Genomic DNA, 20,376 nt, shown 5'->3' with positions numbered 1-20,376 from the left:
CAGTTCTTTGATCAATGATTCTGTGAGTTTTGACTTTGCTTTATCAATGATCAGATCAATAGCTCTGAAATGATCGATAGTTTTGATAATATCATCAACATTTATAGTTTATTTGGAAGCTCCGATAGTATTAGTAAAAGCACCCTGCGGAATATTCCAATATCTAACCTCTTTAAGTTGTAGATATCCTAATAAAACTGTTGATAATTGATACAAAAAATTGATAGGTCTAAATCGAAATACTTACTATCTAATAAAGATTTAATTTTTATTATTGTATTTTGATTACTCTAAGTTTTTGTAAAAAGACCATCGTTTGGAAACCCATGTCCCATTCAAACCACCTTATTGCATTATTGGGTCTCTGTGGATGTTTATGATGATTATTATGATATGCTTCGCCCCAGAAAATAAAATCAAAAGGTAGGATGTTTTTTGAAGTATTTGTTAATTGGTAATTTTCATAGCCAAATTTGTGAGCCCACCAATTTACAGCCATTCCTTGTAAAGAACCCATAATTACAGTTGCCGGAAGAAAAAGCCATTGCCACCATGATGTCACCAGTAAAGCATAAATAATGATATATATGGCAATCCAGCAAGATCTGGTAATATAATTGTGTGCTATTTTATCAAACTTTTCCCAATCAGGTAAATTCTTTTTATATTTTTCTGCAACCTGTATCTTTGCTATATAAAGATTAAAATAATTATTTCTCGTTGTCCACATCATAACAAAGGGATTTGGATCATTATGAGGTGAATGTGGATCTTGCTCTTTATCTGTATATGCATGATGTAAACGATGCATTAGGCCGTAAGTATAAGCGCTGATATAAGAAGATCCCTGTGTGACGAAGCAACCCACATAAAATATTCTTTCCCAGAATTTTGACATAGTAAAGAGATTGTGTGCAGCATAACGATGGTGAAAAACAGACTGAAAGAAAAGCGATGAATACCAATGTATAAGTATAAAAATGAATATTGCCATAATTGTATAAATTTAAGATGAAGTATTATAAAACGGTAAAGAAAAAATTATGCTTTATTTATAAGCCACTATTCACGAAATTTATTTTCATTCTGCAACATCTTTTGTAAGATACGACAATTAATCTTGGTTCCTTAAAATTTATGAAATAATTCCTTATAAGCTAATAAAAGGATAAATCAAAAAATTCTGCTAAAGTAACATCATGCATACATTAGTTTTACCTATTGCAAGTACATCGTAATGATCAATAAAGAAAATCCAAAAATACCGGTGACTTAATATCTATTCCGATATATCCGTATTTCAGAATGACACTATAATGGCATCCAATATAATCCGATGTCCGCCAACGCAGAACCAAATAACCAAAGCAAGGTTGAAAGAAGTTTGTTCCTGATCGTTCTTATGATCTGAAATGCCAGAATATTGCAATTTAGAAAGTGAATTAATTACATCTGGCTTTAATGACAGCCAGTTTTAATAGGTATCATTCACCATTTTTGAGATAATATCAACGTTCCCCATAAAATAATCCAATAACTTTTCATCAACAGCATTAACCAAGTTTAGTTTTTTGTTTTCAATATCAAGCTCCGCTCTTATCTCAGATTTTCTATTTTCATCCCTTTCCTCATTTAACCGGTTTTCTAACTCATTAATATGCGATGTTAATATCGTAATTCTGTTCAAAAGGCTACTATAATCATTTTTAATATTTGTCATTCCCTCGTAATTGTCTTGAAAAACAATATGGCTGGCCTTATAAATTACCTTTCTGTTTTTGATTTCAACGGTACTGGTAAACGAAGGAAAGGTAGATTGGGTATCATTATAATGCATCAGTGGCAACCGTTCAATATAGGACAGGATATTCAAGTGCGGATCATCAGTGTTTATAAAATATTGTAGAGAATTATCTGTTAGCCATTTTTTAAGTATCGGATAGATCTCCTTTTTCTTTTTTGATGTATTTATTGTTTTGGTATATATATAATCTCTATTTACCAGCTCTAAACTCTGAGCATCGGTAAATTTAACGATCAAAATAAATAGTAAGAACAACTTTTTCATGGTATATGTTTTATACTGCTTTTATTTTTAATCATTGACAGGAAAATAACGGCTTTTTCCAATGCCATTCTTCCCTCTACGCTATTTAAATCAAACTGATATTCATGAGGAAGCAGCGGTTTATGACTATTGGGAAAAAATAAAGTATCAACCTTAACCTTTAATCGTATAAGTTTTCTGGCAAATAAATAAGACTGGCTGGCCATGGGATCGGCATTTGCCACACTGATAAATGCAGGAGGAAATGTTGGAGTAACATACCGGGCAACAGAAGCACTTGCTACCTCAGGGTCATTGTTAAAGTTTTTGGTTCCCGTATACGGCCAGAATACCGTTCTCAGAAAATCCTTATCAGGGCCATTCAGGTCGAATTGTTTCATATTACTGAGATCATAGGCTCCACAAAACAACAATACTGCTTGTAGCTGTTCTCTTGACAGCGCAGATTTGATATTAAACTTCGCAGCATACGCATACGTAGGTTCAGAAATGATATTGGCCAGCTGCGCAGCAATCTGTGCACCTGCGGAATCCCCTGCGATAATGATAGAACGAGGGTCAATATGAAGGAAAGCACAGTTTTTAATGAGATAATCCAATGCTGCGTTAGCCCGAGTAACAGGAGTTGGATAGGGATATTCAGGTGCGACTGAATAATCAATAGCTGCAACAGTAAATCCTTTCCCAGCCAATAACTTACAGTAATTAGCTACATTTTTTTTACTCCCCGAAACCCATTTTCCACCATGAATCCACACAATAGTGGGAAGCATTTTATTGGTGGTTGAGATAGAGCCTGGAAAGTGCACATTCAAAAGAGCATCCTTGTCGTTCTCTCTATATTCAAGGTTATACAAACTAACAATTCCCTCAGGTAAAAATGGCACCATTTCTTCCGATACCCTCCTTCCATTTTCATCAAATTCATGACGGACCAACATAGGATCAGGCCGGAAGCTTACCTGACAAAAAATAAAAACACCTCCTACTACTATAATAATTGTATAGGTCCAGACCAAAATTCTCCTGATTTTACTTTCATTTGTTTTCATATCTGGTTATGGTTATTATGATTGACTGAGCAACTGTCTCTAAGATAGGCACCCCGCTATTGTTAAGCAGCAAAGAGCTGGATTAATAATTTTTATTTTTGCAAATGTAAATATTTAACCTTACAACGATCTCACAAGCCTCCTAGTTTTACATAGAAATTAATATAGGACAATTACTACAGCATGTAATAGATCTTTCACCTTCAAGCAGTAAAAATCTCAGGCAAACTTCCAGAAAATCGATTACAGGGAATCCTTTTACGCTTTGTATATGAATCAGGCCATAAGGTATTAGGAATACAAAAAATATCCGAATCCGGAATTACCTCTTTAGTCGATATCAGAATTATTACCCAGAGAGCTTTACTATGTAATGCAATATCGCTTATCGTAGCCCATAATCATACCTCCGGAAATCTAAAGCCCTCCGGTGAAGATCTCAACATCACCGGAAAATAAAAAAAGCAGGTCAGTTACTGAATATTAATCTGCTGGATCATTGTATTATGACTTCAATCGACTACCTCTCTTTTTCAGATATAGGAATATTATAAATGGTCCTTATTTGCTGAAAAATAAGAATCCCTGCCTTATTCTTTTCTGGAAATATCCTGACAATTCCTGCATAGCTCCTTTGCTCAAATCAGCGGCAACCTGCCTGCAGCCTGGGTTATCATAATATTGGTTCCCGAACTTTGTTCCATATTAGCAGCAATATCATTCAAAGCAAACTGTTCCGGTAAATAAGGAATGTGCATTCCAGACTGCCCGTCATTGTCATAAATACTGATTTCAGGATAAATACTTTCCTGATATTCTATGGACGATATGGTAAGCTCTAATCTTACACCTTGAAATTTGGCCCTGCCTTTCAATAGGGCCCCTGAAGGAATTTTTATTGCTCCAAGCATAATAGATTCTAAAAGCCTTAATGAATAATGCTTTCGGAAGTCACCGTTTTTGTTTCGTGAATGAGAGCCCGGATGCTGTTTTTGGGTTGAGACTGCTGAGAATATTTATATGGAAATACAGTCAATCTTTTATTATGAAAACTGCGAGAAATAATGCAGTCGGCATATGCACGATATAGACTTGAAACAACAGAATGAGTTACAGGTGCTGCAGCAGTGATTCTGGCTTTAGCAGATACAGCAACTTCTTTTGTTTCACTTTTATTTTCAGAAACCTCCTGTCTGGAAGCCGGAAGATATTAGCCGCCATAAGATTTTCCATCAATTCCAATTGATCATTAATGCTGGCACCTGCCGGTACTGATTCCTGTTGTGAAGATTCTGTACTTCCTGACTATCACTGCTGTAAAAGAGCTTAAGGTCTGCTGAGCGAATTTTGATTGGTTGCAGGGATAACACCCGATTCGTTTTGTAACAATTTCGGATTTAAAGGTATGGTCTCTTAAGAAGAATCGACCCAATAATCGGACAGTGTAGTCAGCGCATTTTTCTTTTCTTCATTCTTTTGATGCAGTAATTGCTGTTCATAAGCTTTCTGCTTATCAGACTGTAGCGGCCATCTTTTGCCTGCGGTATGCCTGTATTAAAGCCTGAATCCTCAATAATTGCATTATTCCTGGCTTAAAGATCAGATAGGATTTTTCAATGGTGAATCCCTGAGGATTGCTGTCAGACCTAACTGAACTAACAAGCAAGCAGTTAGTAACCAGATTTCGAATTGTCAAATTGCTTGATCCGATGATAAACTGCCTCCCGTAAGTCTTTATCGCATAGGGATAACTGCCAAAATCCGCTGCTACACTGCCAATCTCAATTCTCTGCTGTATGTTGCCACTGATAATCCTATTGTAAAATCCTTTTTCAGAAAGATCTTTGTAATAGTCCAATGCCGACTGTCAGCCAGATTAAATGCTCTTTTAACATTGCTCTCGATTGCATTCTTATCAGGCGCTATCGCGAAGAACAGTTCATGGAAACGCCTTACATGCTCCCGCGCTTCTACAGGCCTGTTAAGGGATTGTCCTATCACAATGCGAGCATTAACGATTTACCGTTACCCCTCAGGTGATATCTGTACCTATGTGGAGGGTTCGCAAGAACATAACCTCTCTAAAGAAGGCTGTTTAAATATTTATTCAGAGTTCCATAGCTAAAGATGAAGGATACTGGTAAGCATCCTTCATTTGTTATAAGAGCTATATATGATTTCGAAAAACAAACTCAAATTCTACAGACTGTGAATCCGTTTTTATAGTGAACCTCGCAGCATTCAAAGTATTTCATCCGTTAGTATTATAACCTGTATTTATAGTTTTAAAACTATAAAAAACAGATTTTAAACTACACGGCTTATCTCCTTATTTTACAATTTAAATTCTACATTTGAGCAAGATTAAAAATAAATAACATGATAAAAAAACTTTTAGCTGAATTCTTTGGCACTTTCTGGCTCGTTTTTGGAGGCTGTGGAAGTGCTGTTTTTGCTGCCGGTATTCCCAACATCGGCGTTGGGCTTGTAGGCGTTTCTTTAGCCTTTGGACTCACCGTTCTTACAATGGCGTACGCCGTAGGCCATATTTCAGGAGGTCATTTCAACCCGGCAGTATCATTCGGGCTTTTTGCAGGCGGCAGGTTTTCTGCAAAAGAACTGGTTCCTTATATCGGAGCTCAGTGCCTTGGAGCAGTGGCAGCTGCAGGATGTCTGTATACCATATTGAATGGTACCGGAACACCCGACCTTTCACATCCTGGAGCTTTTGCAACTAACTTTTACGACGTACCGGTATACAATGGAAAAGCCTTCAGTATGGGCTCAGCATTTTTAACCGAGTTTTTATTAACAGCCCTTTTTCTTATCGTAATTATGGGAGCTACAGAAAAGTGGACCCATGGTAAATTTGCCGGTATTGCTATTGGTTTTGCCTTAACATTGATTCACCTGATTTCAATTCCGATTACCAATACATCCGTCAATCCCGCAAGATCACTTTCACAGGCTATTTTTACAGGAGGACTTGCCATATCACAACTTTGGTTGTTCTGGCTAGCTCCAATTTTAGGAGGTGTTGTTGGAGGATTAATCTATAAATTTTTACTTCAGAGGGAGTCCCGGGAAATAACTGATTAATTGATCAGAATTAATGTAAAAAAAAGAGTCTTGTAGATTACAAGACTCTTTTTTTTACATTAGATATACCAATATCAGTAAACTGCCAACAGAAACAATCGGAAAAAGCAAGACTCTAATCTTATATCCGTAAAGTGCGGCAAACTAATTTGCCGCACAGATTCGAATGAAGAATAAACCTTATAGCTTTTTAATACTAATAATAGGATTAAAGTTAATTGTAGTTATATTTATTTTTACATGATAAAAATAATATAATTCAATACATTAAATAGTATTTAATGATGTCAATTCAAATTTTGATAAACTGAATTTCTAAATAGAAAAATTAAATCTATTGTGAAATACAACGGACCAAGTATCCATACGTACGGCTGGTGCTGCCCGTGGAGCTAACTGAACCGCTACCCAAGTCCAGGATGTAGGCGTTTGTACTATTCTCCGTACTGCTCCAATAGTAGCCTTGGAAAGCTCGGAGGTACAATCCACCTGTTGCGTTGTACCGGTAACCTCCCGTAGGAAAGGTTAAGGTACTTCCATTGTTAGTGAAGACTTTTGCAGCAGTAAAATTGGTAGCACCATCTGAAGCACCCGTAGCCCAGGTTCCCTTATTCGTAGTCGTACTGTTGGTATTAAAGCTTACCCATTCATTACGGGTAGGAACCCTGAATCCTTGAGGACAAGGATCATTGGCTGTTTTAACAGGAGTAGCTTCAGTATTACTGTTCCAGGCTCCATTAGCAGCAGCAGCCGTACTCCATCCTGAAATATCACCGGCAGGTGTATTGGCGGTAGCCACGGCATCCTTTTTTCCCCATTGGAAATAATTTCCCATAATAGCCTGCGAAGGAACATCAGGATTCTGGCTGGTATCAGCGCCCAGGTTATGAGCCTTCATCTGGCGGGGCTGTCCATTGATCATTACAGGCATTACATCAGGAAAACTGCTCGGAGGCGCTATTGTTCTGCTAAAAATACAGGGCTGGCCGGCAAATTCAATATTAAATGTAGCGGTGCCTGCAGCGGAAGGAGTACCCATGATATTATACACTAAAGTTCCATTCCCATTGTTTAAGGTTCCTGAAGAAAGTACCGCCGTAAGACCGGTTACACCGGTCGAGTTTACCGTCTGAGCGGAATAAATACCACCGTTACCCCCACTATAAGGAATCGTTGTACTTACCGCAGCAACAGGCGCTCCGGATTCCAAAGTTCCAAGATTACTCGACCCTGGACACAATAACTGGAGTACAGCAGCCGTAGTAGTACCGCTGGAAATCATCTTTACCCAGCGGTTACTCCCCGCATCAAAATAATAAAAGCCGGCAGCATCCATTCCCTCTACCTGCCCGGTACGGTTGTCGGGATCAGGAGCCGCAGTAACAAACACCAAAGCAGAATGCTGAGCATCAGCATAGACCCCAGCCGTTTCAGCAGCTTTTAGTGCGTTTCCCGTTACCCTGGGTAACATAAACCCCTCGGAAGTACTTCCGTCTGTGGTTTTACTCGATACATCCAATGTAATTTTCGGCGCCACATTGTTGATCCCTACCTGCCCGTAGTACAGAGAACCCATGAAAACCGGTAATAAATACAATTTTCTCATTTGTTTATATATTTAATGATTAATTTTAAATCAATAGATGTAAGAAAACCTTTTAAGGTAAATTTAGATTGACATGTTACAGTTCTATATCAACTTCAACTTATGATATCTTATTAAGAAACCCTTAAGAATTTTTATATTATAAATTTACTATTTCCACTACAACTAAACCACTGATCACTAGTCATATTATCACTAAAAATATATAGTTTTTTAACTATATATTCTGGGATTCTTCTCTTTTTACCGTTAAAAAATGTAGTAAATATATTGCCCATCGAGGGTAACTCCAAAGGCTAAGAATTACCGGTTATGATCATTTTAATAGATTAATTAATCAGTAATAGCCGGATGGACAGGAACTCACTTTGTTTTGTGTTCGTTTATTAAAGTCAATCAGCTCAAATGATCCTAAATCATGAAGGGGGTTCTAAAACAATAGAGCCCTTTTTTAACAAATGAAAAATTGTATTTTTCCACGTCAGATGTACATTTTTTATGAATTATTTAATTCGATTTAGCCGCAAGAAAAACGTCCGTTTTTCTGATAAGATAAAGCACTGATTTCTCTAAAATTATACAAGATAGCCCATAAAGAAAAAAATAAAGTTTTATGTTTGTTTATATCTTTTCTTTGTTAGAATTATAATAATAGGGTTTCAAAAAGTGATGGCAGCCAGTTTTCAGATCGGCAAAACTATTCCTTAAACATTTGCTTCTCTGGCAGAATCTGAAAAGAATCTTATTGTTGAGAGAACCAAAGCAGAACTGGAAACAGCAAAAGCAAAGGGGAAGATAGGCAGACATCCCAGAAGAATGGATGAACAAACCTCAAATAACTATGTCTGCTATGCCTGATAGAAATTCCACAGCCAGGAATTGCTAAAAAAACAGGAATTAGCACGACAACATTGTATATGTATTCGCCTAAAGAACCAGCTGTAAAATTATTACACCACCAAAACAAAATATCATTAGACAAATCATTAGGGTAAGGCCATCAGCTCAATATCTTGCTCTCTCAGGATTTTAATGCCAATAAAGTAGAACTCATATCCACCCTGCAGATGATATGGATTTTGAAGGAGAAAAGAATTAATCATACAAAGGGCTAAAAATACCCTTCCGAAAATCTTAATTGATGAAAAAAAAGAAAAGGATTATAATGTCATTTACTGTTTATCCGATGATACCTATTTAACCAGATTACTTGGAAATCCAAAAATCTGAATATTAACGGGGAATAGAAGCTAAATCTATCCCAATTATGAAATTTTAATATTAATAGAGTGAAAAAGTTAATTGTAATAACGATGGTTGGAGCAGGATTGCTAACCGCATCATGTAATACTAAACAAAATTTTTACGCGAGGGTGACTCAAAAGCAAAGCGTAGCAGTAAAAAAGGGGGAAGTATTGACGGTAGATACCACATCCTCTGTAATAGGCTGGAAGGGCTTCCACAAAGGAGGTTTTGCGCCTCGCTGGGGGACCTTGAATGTGAAATCTGGAAATGTAAGTATCCAGGGAGGGCAGATTACCTCCGGAAACTTCATTATCGATATGACTACCATAAAAGTAGATCCTGCTTCAGTAGTGGAAAAGGACAAATCTGACGATCTCCAGACGCATCTAAAAAGCCCGGATTTCCTTGATGTAGAGAAAAACCCTGTTTCAGACTTTACCATCACTAATGTTACAGATTTACAAAAAGCAACAATAGATGCTGTTTCAGGGGCTAATAAAACAGTAAGCGGAAACCTTACGCTACTGGGAAAAATAATGAATATTACTTTCCCCGCAAAGGTGGAAGTAACCGATCGTTCAATCTCAATCCATGCAAAATTTACAGTAAACAGAACAGATTTGGGAATCCAATTCGGCACTTCCGAGGTTGACCCTGCTCAATGGATGATCAGCAAAGACATTGAGATAACCGTTAATGTAAGAGCAATAAAATAACCATTGGTTAATTGTAAAGTTATTTTAATTAAAGCACTTCATAAAAAGAAGTGTTGAAAAACTTTTGGTAGTCCTATTTTATTTTTTAAGATCACTATGGGAAACATTATGGGAATTGTTTCTCTGTGTATAGTCGGAGATAGTATACCCTTAGGAGACGTTTAATTAGTCTCCTCTTCGAGCTGACAGAACAAATAAAAGCAAGGAACTTTCTCATTTTGAGAAAGTTCCTTAAACTAATTTAATTTGGCCATAAATAGTAGTGGGATGAACATCGAATAGTTTGGCTACTTCGGGAGCTGTTTCGTCCCAATAGGATAAGATGTTTTATTTCTTTTCTTTGGACTTCTTTTTAATTTGGCTTTCTTCCCCATGCTTTTTTTAGCGTGTCGCTTTGAACCGACAATGAAAATGGTAGAATTTTAGTATTCTGCTTTGTCAGATTTCAATGTTTATCGATAGTCTTCAAAATAAGGCATTAAATGTTTGGTATACATAAGCTTTGCAGCATATTTCAGGCAAAGTGGATGAAATACATCTGCAAGTATTTGAGACCATTTGAGAGGGTATCCATTATTATTTCCCATAATATTTCCCGGATTCATTTTTAAATTGTCATACTGCTGATCCAAAATATCATGGATTTTTTCCAGCCATTCTTTAGCAAAAGGCGTATTTTTTTTAAAAATATAAGCACAGTTACCAATCAGTAGGAAAAAGTGTTTTTTCATATGTGTTTCAAAATTTTTTTCAGAGCAGTTGCCTATACCTCTTTTACCTAATTCCCGATAACCTATTATCCAGTGATTGTTATTTTTATTTAATCTGTTAAATGACTTTTTCCAGGAATTATTAATATGTTTTATATCACAATATCCTCCCCCGTAGTGATACATAAAATAAGACCTTAGATAATCTGATTTATGTACTAAAGATAAATAAGGATAGGCTTTGTGCAGGGGATACATCGGCAATATATAACTATCAAGCATATCGGCAGTGATGCATTTCACCCTTACTGCTGATTTCTTATAAATACTTTCTAAAGCTCGCTGTCTGTTTTGTGGCATTTCATTGTACCCGGTCCAGAAACAATAAATGATCTCTTCAGCTTTTTCCGAGCTTTTATCATTTTCTTTATGGGGTTTATTAAAGTAAAATACTTTGTAATGTAAAAACATAATCTTTACATAAGCATGATATAGTATTTTTTTTATATAAATCTGCATCTAAGTTCATTTATGTGTTACTGAAACAAAAGTAGAAACGTTCTTCTAACACCAAATTACAGATCATATAGTATTATCACTGTTTTACTATAGTTTTTTAACCACAAACACATTACTCAGCCCTGGAATCTCATAGGAATTCTTATGATAAATAAGATTTATATATCAACCAGATAGTAAAAGAATTTAATGGATTTTTAATAAAACAGATTACTATTCTTTCCATTATTCACTAATTGAAAGCCACATTGATTATACTATATAATTATTTTATTATGTTTATCCGTTGTGCATTTTAAATGATAAATTGGTTGCAAAGCTGTGAGAAGAGTGTCTCGCTCCTCTTCGCTGTTCAGATTGCAAATATATTGAAGGAATTCGATAATGGTAGAAGTTTAGAAGAACTTGTCGTCGCTACGATATTGGCAGAGCAACTCTGTATAACTGGCATAAAATGTAGGGAAATGTAAGAGTAAAATATCCGTAATTATTCCTTGTTATTAAAAGCTCAGTTTTTAGATAAATGTCTCCAGTCTATGTTTAGTCAGACTTACAAAAATCGGAATGTATTATTATCAACAACGAAACTCCCGGTAATACCGAAGAAGTAGTTGATAGACTATATTAAAGTAGTACAGAACTACTATTGATTTGTTTTTTATACATAGATAGTAGTTAAAAAGCTACTTATATTTAGTGATAATATGACGATTAATAATTGAGTAGGGAAATGTATTTTTTTTATCATTGTACAATAATCAGAATTAAACCATTTAAAACTATTTTATGAAAAATTAAAAGAAACTATATTCTCTTTTTCCTCCTATATATTTGGCAGTATGCATGGACAAGTAGGTGTGAATACAATGAATCCGCAAGATATTTTTCATGTGAATGGAGCTAAAGATAATCCTACAACAGGAAGTATGTAGCCCATCAATTATGAAGTACTATAACTTATGTAGCTACTATAAGTACGCCGAGAACATGGGCTATTCAATTGGGTAGAGGACAATCTATTAACTGTACAGGTACAGGAATGACATTGCAAAACCTTTCAACGTAATATTAGTGTTCAGAATTGGAAAGTAAGAAATTTAACAATATTTTATTTATTGCTATTTGGAAATAAGTATCCACTTTTCACTACTTTAATAATTATTTAACAATAAAAATGTATCCAACGCTGCTACTTTTAATTAAAATGCTCTACCATTAACCGATGGTTACTTGATAGCCCGCACAATTAGGGGTTAGCTCAGTACAAATAATATGTTCCCAACCTAATGAGAAAGGCACTGGAGTAATTTCGGGTTAATCTCTGTTTAAGGTATTTCACTGCTTTTTCAATATAAACTGTATTCCACAAAATAATGGCAACTGTAGCGATATTGAGACCTCCGGCTCTGTATCTCTGACTTTTAAAGCTTTTATCTCTTACTTCTCCGAGCCGGTTAAAATATACAGCTCTTTCCAGGGCATTCCTGGCTTCTCCTTTATTTAATCCTACAGTAACTTTTGTTCGCAGAGTTGGGCCCACATACCATTTGAGCATGAATAAGGTTCTTTCTATTTTTTCATCCCATATCTCTTATCCTGGGAGCAAATTTAAATCCTGCGTAAGGTCCAGAATCTTATGGTTAAATCAATAGCATAATAATAAAATTAATGATAAAAACATAGTCCATACCTTATTTGAAACGCATCAAATAATATCTTTTGTCTAAAAATGCAGTTCGTTGAGAAAAACTCTCATTGATTGAAAAAATCTAGGTCAGCTCTTCTGAATAAATATGTGTAAGAAACCGCAATACTAATCAAATATTACATGAAACTTAATATACAATTAACGTTAATTTTATCATTTTGCCTGCTCAATGGCCTTTTACACAGTCAGAGTAAAGACAACTATAATATGTGGTTTCAGTACCTGCTGTCGGCAAAGATTACTGATAAAAGTTCTGTAACCTCCCTTATTCAATACCGCTCTTTTGATCTTGCCTGTGATACAAGGCTTTTTCTCGTGAATGCCTATGTAGATTATGAAGTGGTGGAAAATATAAAACCTGCTGCAGGAGCTATGTTTTTGATCCTTGAATCTTATAATGCTGACGATTCCAAAAAGATAAGATATGAAAAAAGACCTTTCCAACAGGTAACTGCTGATTATTACATTGGGAGAACGTCAATCTCTAACCGGCTTAGAGTGGAAGAGCGTTTTATCAGCAATCCAGATGAATTCGAGGTAAGAATCCGGTATCTGATCTCTGCCCGGATTCCTTTCAATAAAAAAGGAGAAAAAGAAAAGCTCTACGGTATTCTTAAAAATGAAATAAGAATGAATATTGATAAACTGGAGCCCTTCGACAGCAATCGTATTACGGCAGGTCTTGGAATAAAAATAGGAAAGAATTCTACTTTGGAGCTTGCCTTTATCAATCAGCTGGAAACCAAAAAAACAAGTAATTACGGGTTTATAGGTTTCAGAAACAATTTTGACTGGAGAAAAAAGAAACAATAATAACCTTATTAATATTTACACAAAACTATGCTGACCTTTCTTGGCTTTTTAATGATTTTCATCTTTATGATTCTCATCATGAACAAAAAGATGACACCACTTACCGCCTTAGTTCTAATACCCGCCATTATAGCTGTAGCCGCAGGATTTGGACCTGACCTCGGAAAGATGATGAAAGATGGAGTAAAAGAAATAGCACTTACGGGAGTTATGCTGATTTTTGCCATCCTGTATTTCAGTATGATGATTGATACAGGGCTTTTTGAGCCCCTTGTCAATGCCATATTAAAAGCTGTGGGGGATAATCCTGTAAAAACAACCATCGGAACGGCCCTTCTCACTACTTTAGTTTCTTTAGACGGCGATGGCTCTTCCACTTACATTATTGTAGTGGCTGCATTACTCCCGCTTTATAAAAAACAGGGAATGAGCCCTTTGGTGCTGACTTGTATTATCATGCTCGCAGGCGGTATTATGAATATTTTACCATGGGGAGGACCTACCGCGAGAGTAATGAGCTCACTGAAACTTGGGCATACGGAAATATTGGTTCCAATGATTCCGGTAATGGTAATCGGCCTGATCTGGGTATTTTTTGTTGCCTATATTCTTGGAGTCAGAGAGAAAAAAAGAATAAGCAAACATGGAAAATACACCAAATACAGTGGGCAGGATATTGCCGGAGAGAATGACTCTGCATTAAGACGTCCCAAGCTTATTGTTATCAATCTGATCTTGACCATTGTCCTGCTTTGTGTTATGATTCTTGATATTATTCCTTTGGGAGTTGCTTTTATGATTGCCTTTTGTATAGCTTCCGTGATCAATTATCCGAAACTGAAAGACCAACAGAAGATCATTTCGAGACATGCAGGGAATGCGTTATCTGTAGCAGGAATGATCTTCGGGGCAGGAATTTTTACAGGAATTATGAATGGTACCGGAATTATGAACTCTATGGGAAACAGTATTATCAGTATCATTCCTAAAACCTGGGGCAGCTACCTGAATGTGATCACCGCTATATTCAGTGTACCGTTAACTTTTTTTCTTACCAATGATGCCTATTATTTCGGAATCTTGCCTGTTATTACAGCAACAGGCAGCCAGCTGAACATTCTTCCTGATATTTTAGCACGCGCCAGTCTTGTGGGGCAGGCTTCTCATTTATTAAGCCCTTTGGTTCCTTCTACTTATCTGTTGGTTTCCCTGGCGGGTGTTGAATTCTCTGACCATTTGAAATTTACCTTAAAATGGGCCATAGGATCATCAATTGTAATGTTGCTCAGTGCATTGGCTCTTAATATTATATAAGATTATATCTTTGAATTTTGTAATCTTACTCTATAAAAAAATCAATGATGAACCTTCTAAGCAAAAACATTTACAGACTCTTATTTATTTCAATGTAGATTGAAGACTGCCTATTGAACCCGTCTTGTCCGAATAAGAAACAAAAAATAAGCAATAAGTAAAAAAAAATCAATATGATTTACTTTTAAACAAATAAAAACAGCCCCGAAAGGATGTATCCTACGGTCATTTTACCAAATATGAAAATGCAAATTACTTTTTGAATAAATTCCACCATTTAGTTTTATATTTTTTCGATATTTTCACCTCACATACAATATTATTTATATCAAAATAAATGTACATAAAACCATACTTCAGACGCGGGTCTTTAAGCTTATATATCCAGCGGGTAGGATGGGAAAAGTTATAATAATAGTGTCCCAATTCATTAAAGACATCATGGCTAGACTTCCCAATTAAATTATGATAGTCTTCTTCTTTCATATTAAACATTATTTGTAGTCTAAATATCTCTTGCAAGGAAGCTGATTTTACATTATTTTACCTGCCATTGCAGGTGTACCTATTAGCATAGTGTAAGAAGTTAATTTCTTTAAAGTCTTTTAAGATCACAGATAATTCTATAAGTGTTAGGATAAGATCTAACAACCTGAAGCATAGCATCATGGCGTACTAAAATTCTGTTGTTTTTATAATAATTCATTGAGTTCTTTGTATGCTCATTCCTTGGTATACAATATTTTGTTCCATAGGATTAGATTCAGTGCAACTTACAGAAAATTCCTTTACAGGAATCAGTATATCAAGACCGCCTCCATCTTTAAGAATTGGTAATAACCCGGAATACTGAGGTTAATTACCGCTGTTCAGGATAGTAGTCTGTAGAAGAGTTTTTTGTTTATCTCCCTGGCGATAATAAAATCAAAGGTTTGCCTGCAAAATGTGGAAATACATGGCTATTTTTGGGCCTGTGTCCGGCAACAAAAGCTGCCCAAAGCAACACTTTTATTATTTTTTTCATCATTTTGTTTTTATATAGACTCATTAAAAAATTAATTTGATTAATTTTTACCGGATTTGCCACTCCTGTACTTGGCTACCCACTTATGCAGGGTGGTTTTTGGAATGCCATATTCTGCAGTAATTGCACTGATGGTTTTCTGCCCGGTGTTCACCAACTCAATCATAAAATCTATAACCTCTTTGGTATAAATGCTTTTCCTGAATTTGGGCATTCCGCTCCTATGGCTGCTCTTAGTATCCAGCATTCCGGAGGCCGAGGCATATAAAATCAGATGCTGGGAATAAATACGGAAAAAATCATATTCCAGAAGTTTACTCCACATCAATAAAAAACCCGAATCAATACTTTTTTCCTCATACATAGCGGTAACCTCTGAAATACTTAACGAAAAAAATGAAGCGATCCTCGATTCATCAATATCCAGTTCCCGGGCTCTTTTGCTGATAAGCTCTCCCATATGGATATCCTTATAGATATAATACCCTGTTTTACCTTCCCCCTGACTGTTCATAGCCTTTAAAATTAATTGATTAGAACTTCATTGATTAAAAACCGCTTACAGAAACTTCTTTTTCCATTTGGTAACCGTATTCCTGCTGAGACTGAAATACCCCGCAAGCTGCTGATTGCTGCAACCATACTTTTTCTGGTAGTCCAGAATCCTCATAATGGTATCTAGGTCATAGCATTTATGCCTGGCATTAAATGATAGGGTCTCTTCATCATCCCTGCGGGTGATAATACTGCTAAGCTGCAATACATCATAGCTCACCAGGGACTCCTTTTCCAGAAAAGACCTGCATTTTTCCATCAGGTGAGGGTATTTCAAGGTGATTAAATCCGTATATATTTTCTTATAATCAGGCCTTGAAGGGCTTTTCGATTGCGCAGGTTCTTGCTTATTATATTTCTTCATATTATATTCCTTGGCATTGTTATAATTGAGGCGGTACATAGGGTCTTGGAGGCCTGCGTATTTTTCTCCATAATTCAGTGGACGGATCCGTAAGCGCCTTGAGCGCATCATCCGCTGAGCCCAGGCGGGAAGTGATATTTCCCCACTGGTCAACAATAAATAAGGTAGGGGTAGCCTGGACTCCGTAATTCATAAAGTTGATCCCTTTCATTCCCTGCGTATCACAGGATATCATCCCCTTCCATGGCAGCTTGACGGATGCCTGCTCACATATCTTCCTGTCCGTATCTGCCGAGATAGCCATCACACGGACTTTACTTTTATTAAGATCCTCAAGCTTCCCGGCAAGGGTTTTCATCACTTCATCACAATGTCCGCAGCCTGAGCTGTAAAATACCAGAAGTGTTTTCTGGTACCTCGTATCGGTAAAGTCCATCTTACCGGTCACCTCCGGCCACGTTCCAATCAGGTTCAGCGACAGCTCAGGGGCTTTACTCCCGGGAACCGCTTTTTGATATACGGACATAATTCCGCTATAAGAAGTTATTTTTCCTGAATTTAGAATTACAGGTGAGAGTCTGGCGATGATATCATCATTCCCAGACTGCGTCAGGTAATAGGTAACCCGCTCTGCAAATGCAGTATACAGCGCATGGTCTGAGATCTTATCCCCAATACGCTGAAAGTCACTAACCAGGGCTTCGCCCCCATCTTTTTTATCTTCCAAATCCGTAAACACAGCCAAAACACCATCCCAATGCCCCGAAGTGTAAAGAGCTTCCCAGGGAATGTCCTGGGTAATGGTACGGATGAGTTCCTTTTTGTTATCATCCTCATTTTCCTGTAGCGATCTGCCCAGCCCATTAGTAAGGTTAACCATTCTAAGGAATGCCGAAGCGTAATCCTTATTGTTCATAAGGGCTTTCTCAAAGCCCGCGTAACGGTCCTTCTGCAAACCCAGTTCCTTAGTAAAGACCCCATACTGTTTATGGTCTTTGGGGTACGCTTTTCCAGCCATCACCATGGATGTAAACCGCCCTACAATAGCGCTCTGCTCATTATACATAGTCCCTAACAGGCTGTTTTCATCATTGTCCTTGTACACAATATTCTTATTATCCGGAACCGAAGCCGTGCACTGAACAGAAAAATCATGACCCGGAATGATCATATCAAGTCCTCCACCTTCCTGGGTTCCTGTGATAAGCCACCTGGACATCCCCCTATAAGGAGACAGCTCCCGGGGAACAGTGAGGGTAAATCTGCCATCAGAAGGGATAACCCCTTTCTGTACCCGGGTATCCTTACCCTGGAATACGATAAAATCATACGACTTCCCAGCGAAATGAGGAAAATACATGCTTATCGCCTGACCGGAAATACCACTGCTCATCCCTAAACAGACCATGATCCTCAGTATTTTTTTTCTATAATGCATAGTAATGATGTTAAATAGATTATCAGTTTTTAAATAGTTTCTTTTATTTTTTTAAGTTCTTTTAAGGCCTTTTTAAGTGCAATTTCTTTTTGTTCTTTTCTCCTTTTGTCTTTTATTTTATGCTATTTTTTTGGTGGGGGCGCCGCTGCTGCCTGCCAGGTAAAAAACAAATGTTAAAACGTTAAATGTCAAATGTTAAATGTTAAAAATGTACCGTCAAAATATAATTCCCGGCAGCAGCAACGAAACTATGCTCCCCTATGCTTTACAGCCCTTCTACCCGTCTTTGCTTTATAGAAACTTTGTGTTTTTAGCTTTTCTTTATTTTATTCTAACTTACGCGCTTTTGTTGAGGGATCAAAACCGCTGTAACAATATATCACTTGTTTATCATAACAGGTTTTCATGGGTATTAACTAAGTGGGTTTTCTTTAACCGCATATAGACCATACTTTTCTAACTGCGTTATTAAAGTATCCGTATCTATCATATGGGTGAAGAGTCTTTGATATTGTTATTTAGTTACCATGGTTTAGTTTTTTTAAAAAGTGCGGCAAAGTAATTTGCCGCACAGGTTCGAATAAAGAAACAAACCTATAATAGCCTTTTAATGCTAATGATAAAATTAAAGTTAGTTGGAGTTATATTTATTTTTATTTGTAAAATATTTAATGATTTTATGTAGTAAATAACAATATTATTGATTATGTTAAATTATCTTAATTTAAATTAAATTATATTATTGTTTTTTTAATAAATTCTAAATTGTAAAATAGCTAAATAGTACACTCCATAGAATCTATTCTGCAATACAACGGACTGAGAATCCGTACGTACGGTTGCTATTGTTCGCGGGATTAATGGCACCACTATTGAAGTTCAGGTAGTAGGCGCTCGTACTACTCTCTGTACTGCTCCAATAGTAGCCGCTGTAAGCTCGGAAGTTCAGTGCCCCCGTAGTGTTGTTCCGGTAGCCTGCTGCAGGAAAGGTTAGTGTACTTCCATTGTTAGTGAAGACTTTGGCGACAGTAAAATTGGTGGCGCTACCTGGAGATGCAACAAAAGTCCCCATATTGGAGGTCGTACTGTTGGTATTAAAGCTTACCCACTCGTTTCGGGTAGGTACCCTAAATCCGGTAGGACATGGATCATTGACTGTTTTATTAGGAACAGCCTCAGTACCCGTGTTCCAAGCCCCATTAGCAGCAGCAGCAGTGTTCCATCCCGCAATAGCAGTGGCAGGAGTATTGGCGTCAGCTACGGGATTCTTTCTTCCCCATTGGTAATAATTTCCATGAATCCCCTTGACAACAATATTAGGATCCAGGCTGGTATCAGCACCCAGGTTACGGGTCATCATCTGAACGGTCTGCCCATTAATCTTAACCGGCACCACATCAGGAAAGCCGCTCGCAGGATCTACCGTTCTAATGAAACCACAGTTTATCCCTCCAAAACTAATATCAAATGTCGCAGTACCGTCAGTAGAAGGCGTTCCCGAAATATCAAAAACTAATTCCCACTCCCATTGTTTAAGGTTCCTGAAGAAAGAGTAGCGGTAAGACCCGTTACCCCGACAGAAGCTATGCTCATCCCAGAGTAAAAACCACCGTTCCCTCCGGTATAAGGAATACTGATGCTTACACCAGCGGCAGGATCACCCGCTTCCAAGGTTCCCGTTGCACATGATAACTGGGTCACAGCGGCCGTAGTAGCACCACTGGAAATCATCTTTACCCAGCGGTTACTTCCCGCATCGAAGTAATAAAAACCCCTGGAATCCATCCCCTCTACCTGACCCGTACGGTTGGCAGGATCAGGCTCCACAGTAACAAATACCAACGTAGCGTCCTGATCTGCGCCATATACAGTAGCCGTTTCAGCTAACTTTAAAGCGTTTCCAGTTACACGGGGGATAATTAAACCTTCAGAAGCACTCCCATCTGTGGTTTTACTCGTAATATCCAACGTAGATTTGGGAGTTACACTGTTGATCCCTACCTGCCCGTAACATAGAGCCCCAAGGAAAACCGGTAATAAATACATTTTTCTCATTTTTTATATATTTAATGATTAATATTTAAATCAATATCAGAAAAATTGGCCTTAAGGTAAATCTTAGATACATTTTATAGTTCTATCAAC

At 37.0% G+C, this 20,376-nt stretch carries 16 protein-coding genes and 3 pseudogenes; 5 read left to right on the top strand and 14 right to left on the bottom strand.

Annotated features, from left to right (window positions below):
* Positions 1 to 271: 271 nt before the first annotated feature.
* From ACP3T3_RS01420 to ACP3T3_RS01410, 3 genes are all read right to left on the bottom strand, one after another.
* A complete protein-coding gene (locus tag ACP3T3_RS01420) occupies positions 272 to 994 on the bottom strand; it encodes a fatty acid desaturase (protein ID WP_426478162.1) in 723 nt (240 codons plus the stop codon).
* 480 nt (positions 995 to 1,474) lie between these two features.
* Positions 1,475 to 2,068 (bottom strand): hypothetical protein, encoded by a 594-nt coding sequence (locus ACP3T3_RS01415; protein WP_426478161.1) that lies wholly within the window; start codon positions 2,066 to 2,068, stop codon positions 1,475 to 1,477.
* A complete protein-coding gene (locus ACP3T3_RS01410) occupies positions 2,065 to 3,120 on the bottom strand; it encodes an alpha/beta hydrolase (RefSeq protein ID WP_426478160.1) in 1,056 nt (351 codons plus the stop codon). Before ACP3T3_RS01410 ends, ACP3T3_RS01415 begins: the two co-directional genes overlap by 4 nt.
* A 192-nt stretch (positions 3,121 to 3,312) precedes the next feature.
* Here ACP3T3_RS01410 and ACP3T3_RS01405 point away from each other — a divergent pair.
* Positions 3,313 to 3,674: pseudogene (locus ACP3T3_RS01405) on the top strand (JAB domain-containing protein).
* 84 nt (positions 3,675 to 3,758) lie between these two features.
* Here ACP3T3_RS01405 and traM read toward each other — a convergent pair.
* Positions 3,759 to 4,031, bottom strand: a complete 273-nt coding sequence (traM, locus tag ACP3T3_RS01400; RefSeq protein WP_426478159.1) for a conjugative transposon protein TraM — start codon at positions 4,029 to 4,031, stop codon at positions 3,759 to 3,761.
* A 602-nt stretch (positions 4,032 to 4,633) separates the two neighbouring features.
* Positions 4,634 to 5,150, bottom strand: a pseudogene (gene traK / locus ACP3T3_RS01395) (conjugative transposon protein TraK); the annotation flags it as partial.
* Between the two features lie 352 nt (positions 5,151 to 5,502).
* Between traK and aqpZ the strand changes: the two are divergent.
* Positions 5,503 to 6,219: an aquaporin Z gene (gene aqpZ, locus ACP3T3_RS01390; RefSeq protein WP_426480018.1), complete on the top strand. Its 717-nt coding sequence runs from the start codon at positions 5,503 to 5,505 to the stop codon at positions 6,217 to 6,219.
* A 334-nt stretch (positions 6,220 to 6,553) separates the two neighbouring features.
* Here aqpZ and ACP3T3_RS01385 read toward each other — a convergent pair whose 3' ends face one another.
* Complete coding sequence (locus ACP3T3_RS01385) at positions 6,554 to 7,825, bottom strand: FISUMP domain-containing protein (protein ID WP_426478158.1); 1,272 nt, start codon at positions 7,823 to 7,825, stop codon at positions 6,554 to 6,556.
* Between the two features lie 1,289 nt (positions 7,826 to 9,114).
* Between ACP3T3_RS01385 and ACP3T3_RS01380 the strand changes: the two genes are divergently transcribed.
* Complete coding sequence (locus ACP3T3_RS01380; RefSeq protein ID WP_426478157.1) at positions 9,115 to 9,786, top strand: YceI family protein; 672 nt, start codon at positions 9,115 to 9,117, stop codon at positions 9,784 to 9,786.
* Between the two features lie 452 nt (positions 9,787 to 10,238).
* On the opposite strand, the gene ACP3T3_RS01375 is transcribed toward ACP3T3_RS01380, so the two are convergent.
* Both ACP3T3_RS01375 and ACP3T3_RS01370 read right to left on the bottom strand, forming a co-directional pair.
* Positions 10,239 to 10,967 (bottom strand): capsular polysaccharide synthesis protein, encoded by a 729-nt coding sequence (locus ACP3T3_RS01375; RefSeq protein ID WP_426480017.1) that lies wholly within the window; start codon positions 10,965 to 10,967, stop codon positions 10,239 to 10,241.
* A 1,308-nt stretch (positions 10,968 to 12,275) separates the two neighbouring features.
* Positions 12,276 to 12,591: pseudogene (locus ACP3T3_RS01370) on the bottom strand (Tn3 family transposase); the annotation flags it as partial.
* 252 nt (positions 12,592 to 12,843) lie between these two features.
* On the opposite strand from ACP3T3_RS01370, the gene ACP3T3_RS01365 reads away from it, so the two are divergent.
* Positions 12,844 to 13,536 carry a DUF2490 domain-containing protein gene (locus ACP3T3_RS01365; protein ID WP_426478156.1) on the top strand — a complete coding sequence of 231 codons (693 nt, stop codon included), beginning with the start codon at positions 12,844 to 12,846 and terminating at the stop codon, positions 13,534 to 13,536.
* 27 nt (positions 13,537 to 13,563) lie between these two features.
* Entirely contained in the window at positions 13,564 to 14,850 is a 1,287-nt protein-coding gene (locus ACP3T3_RS01360) for a CitMHS family transporter (protein WP_426478155.1), read from the top strand.
* A 252-nt stretch (positions 14,851 to 15,102) separates the two neighbouring features.
* On the opposite strand, the gene ACP3T3_RS01355 is transcribed toward ACP3T3_RS01360, so the two are convergent.
* The 6 genes from ACP3T3_RS01355 to ACP3T3_RS01330 form a co-directional block, all read right to left on the bottom strand.
* Positions 15,103 to 15,336: a hypothetical protein gene (locus tag ACP3T3_RS01355; protein ID WP_426478154.1), complete on the bottom strand. Its 234-nt coding sequence runs from the start codon at positions 15,334 to 15,336 to the stop codon at positions 15,103 to 15,105.
* 578 nt (positions 15,337 to 15,914) lie between these two features.
* Complete coding sequence (locus ACP3T3_RS01350) at positions 15,915 to 16,388, bottom strand: transposase (RefSeq protein ID WP_426478153.1); 474 nt, start codon at positions 16,386 to 16,388, stop codon at positions 15,915 to 15,917.
* Between the two features lie 45 nt (positions 16,389 to 16,433).
* Positions 16,434 to 16,793, bottom strand: coding sequence for a helix-turn-helix domain-containing protein (locus ACP3T3_RS01345; RefSeq protein ID WP_426478152.1), 360 nt, complete (start codon positions 16,791 to 16,793; stop codon positions 16,434 to 16,436).
* 19 nt (positions 16,794 to 16,812) lie between these two features.
* Positions 16,813 to 18,201 carry a TlpA family protein disulfide reductase gene (locus ACP3T3_RS01340; protein WP_426478151.1) on the bottom strand — a complete coding sequence of 463 codons (1,389 nt, stop codon included), beginning with the start codon at positions 18,199 to 18,201 and terminating at the stop codon, positions 16,813 to 16,815.
* Between the two features lie 829 nt (positions 18,202 to 19,030).
* A complete protein-coding gene (locus tag ACP3T3_RS01335) occupies positions 19,031 to 19,591 on the bottom strand; it encodes an FISUMP domain-containing protein (RefSeq protein ID WP_426478150.1) in 561 nt (186 codons plus the stop codon).
* Positions 19,592 to 19,743: 152 nt separating this feature from the next.
* On the bottom strand, positions 19,744 to 20,286 hold the full coding sequence (locus tag ACP3T3_RS01330; RefSeq protein ID WP_426478149.1) for a hypothetical protein: 543 nt from the start codon (positions 20,284 to 20,286) through the stop codon (positions 19,744 to 19,746).
* Between the last annotated feature and the right edge of the window lie 90 nt (positions 20,287 to 20,376).

The organism is Chryseobacterium sp. CBSDS_008 (genome assembly GCF_049959325.1).
Taxonomy (GTDB): domain Bacteria; phylum Bacteroidota; class Bacteroidia; order Flavobacteriales; family Weeksellaceae; genus Chryseobacterium.
The sequence above is the reverse complement of the archived record's forward strand: the minus strand, read 5'-3'. Positions and strand labels throughout refer to the sequence as shown.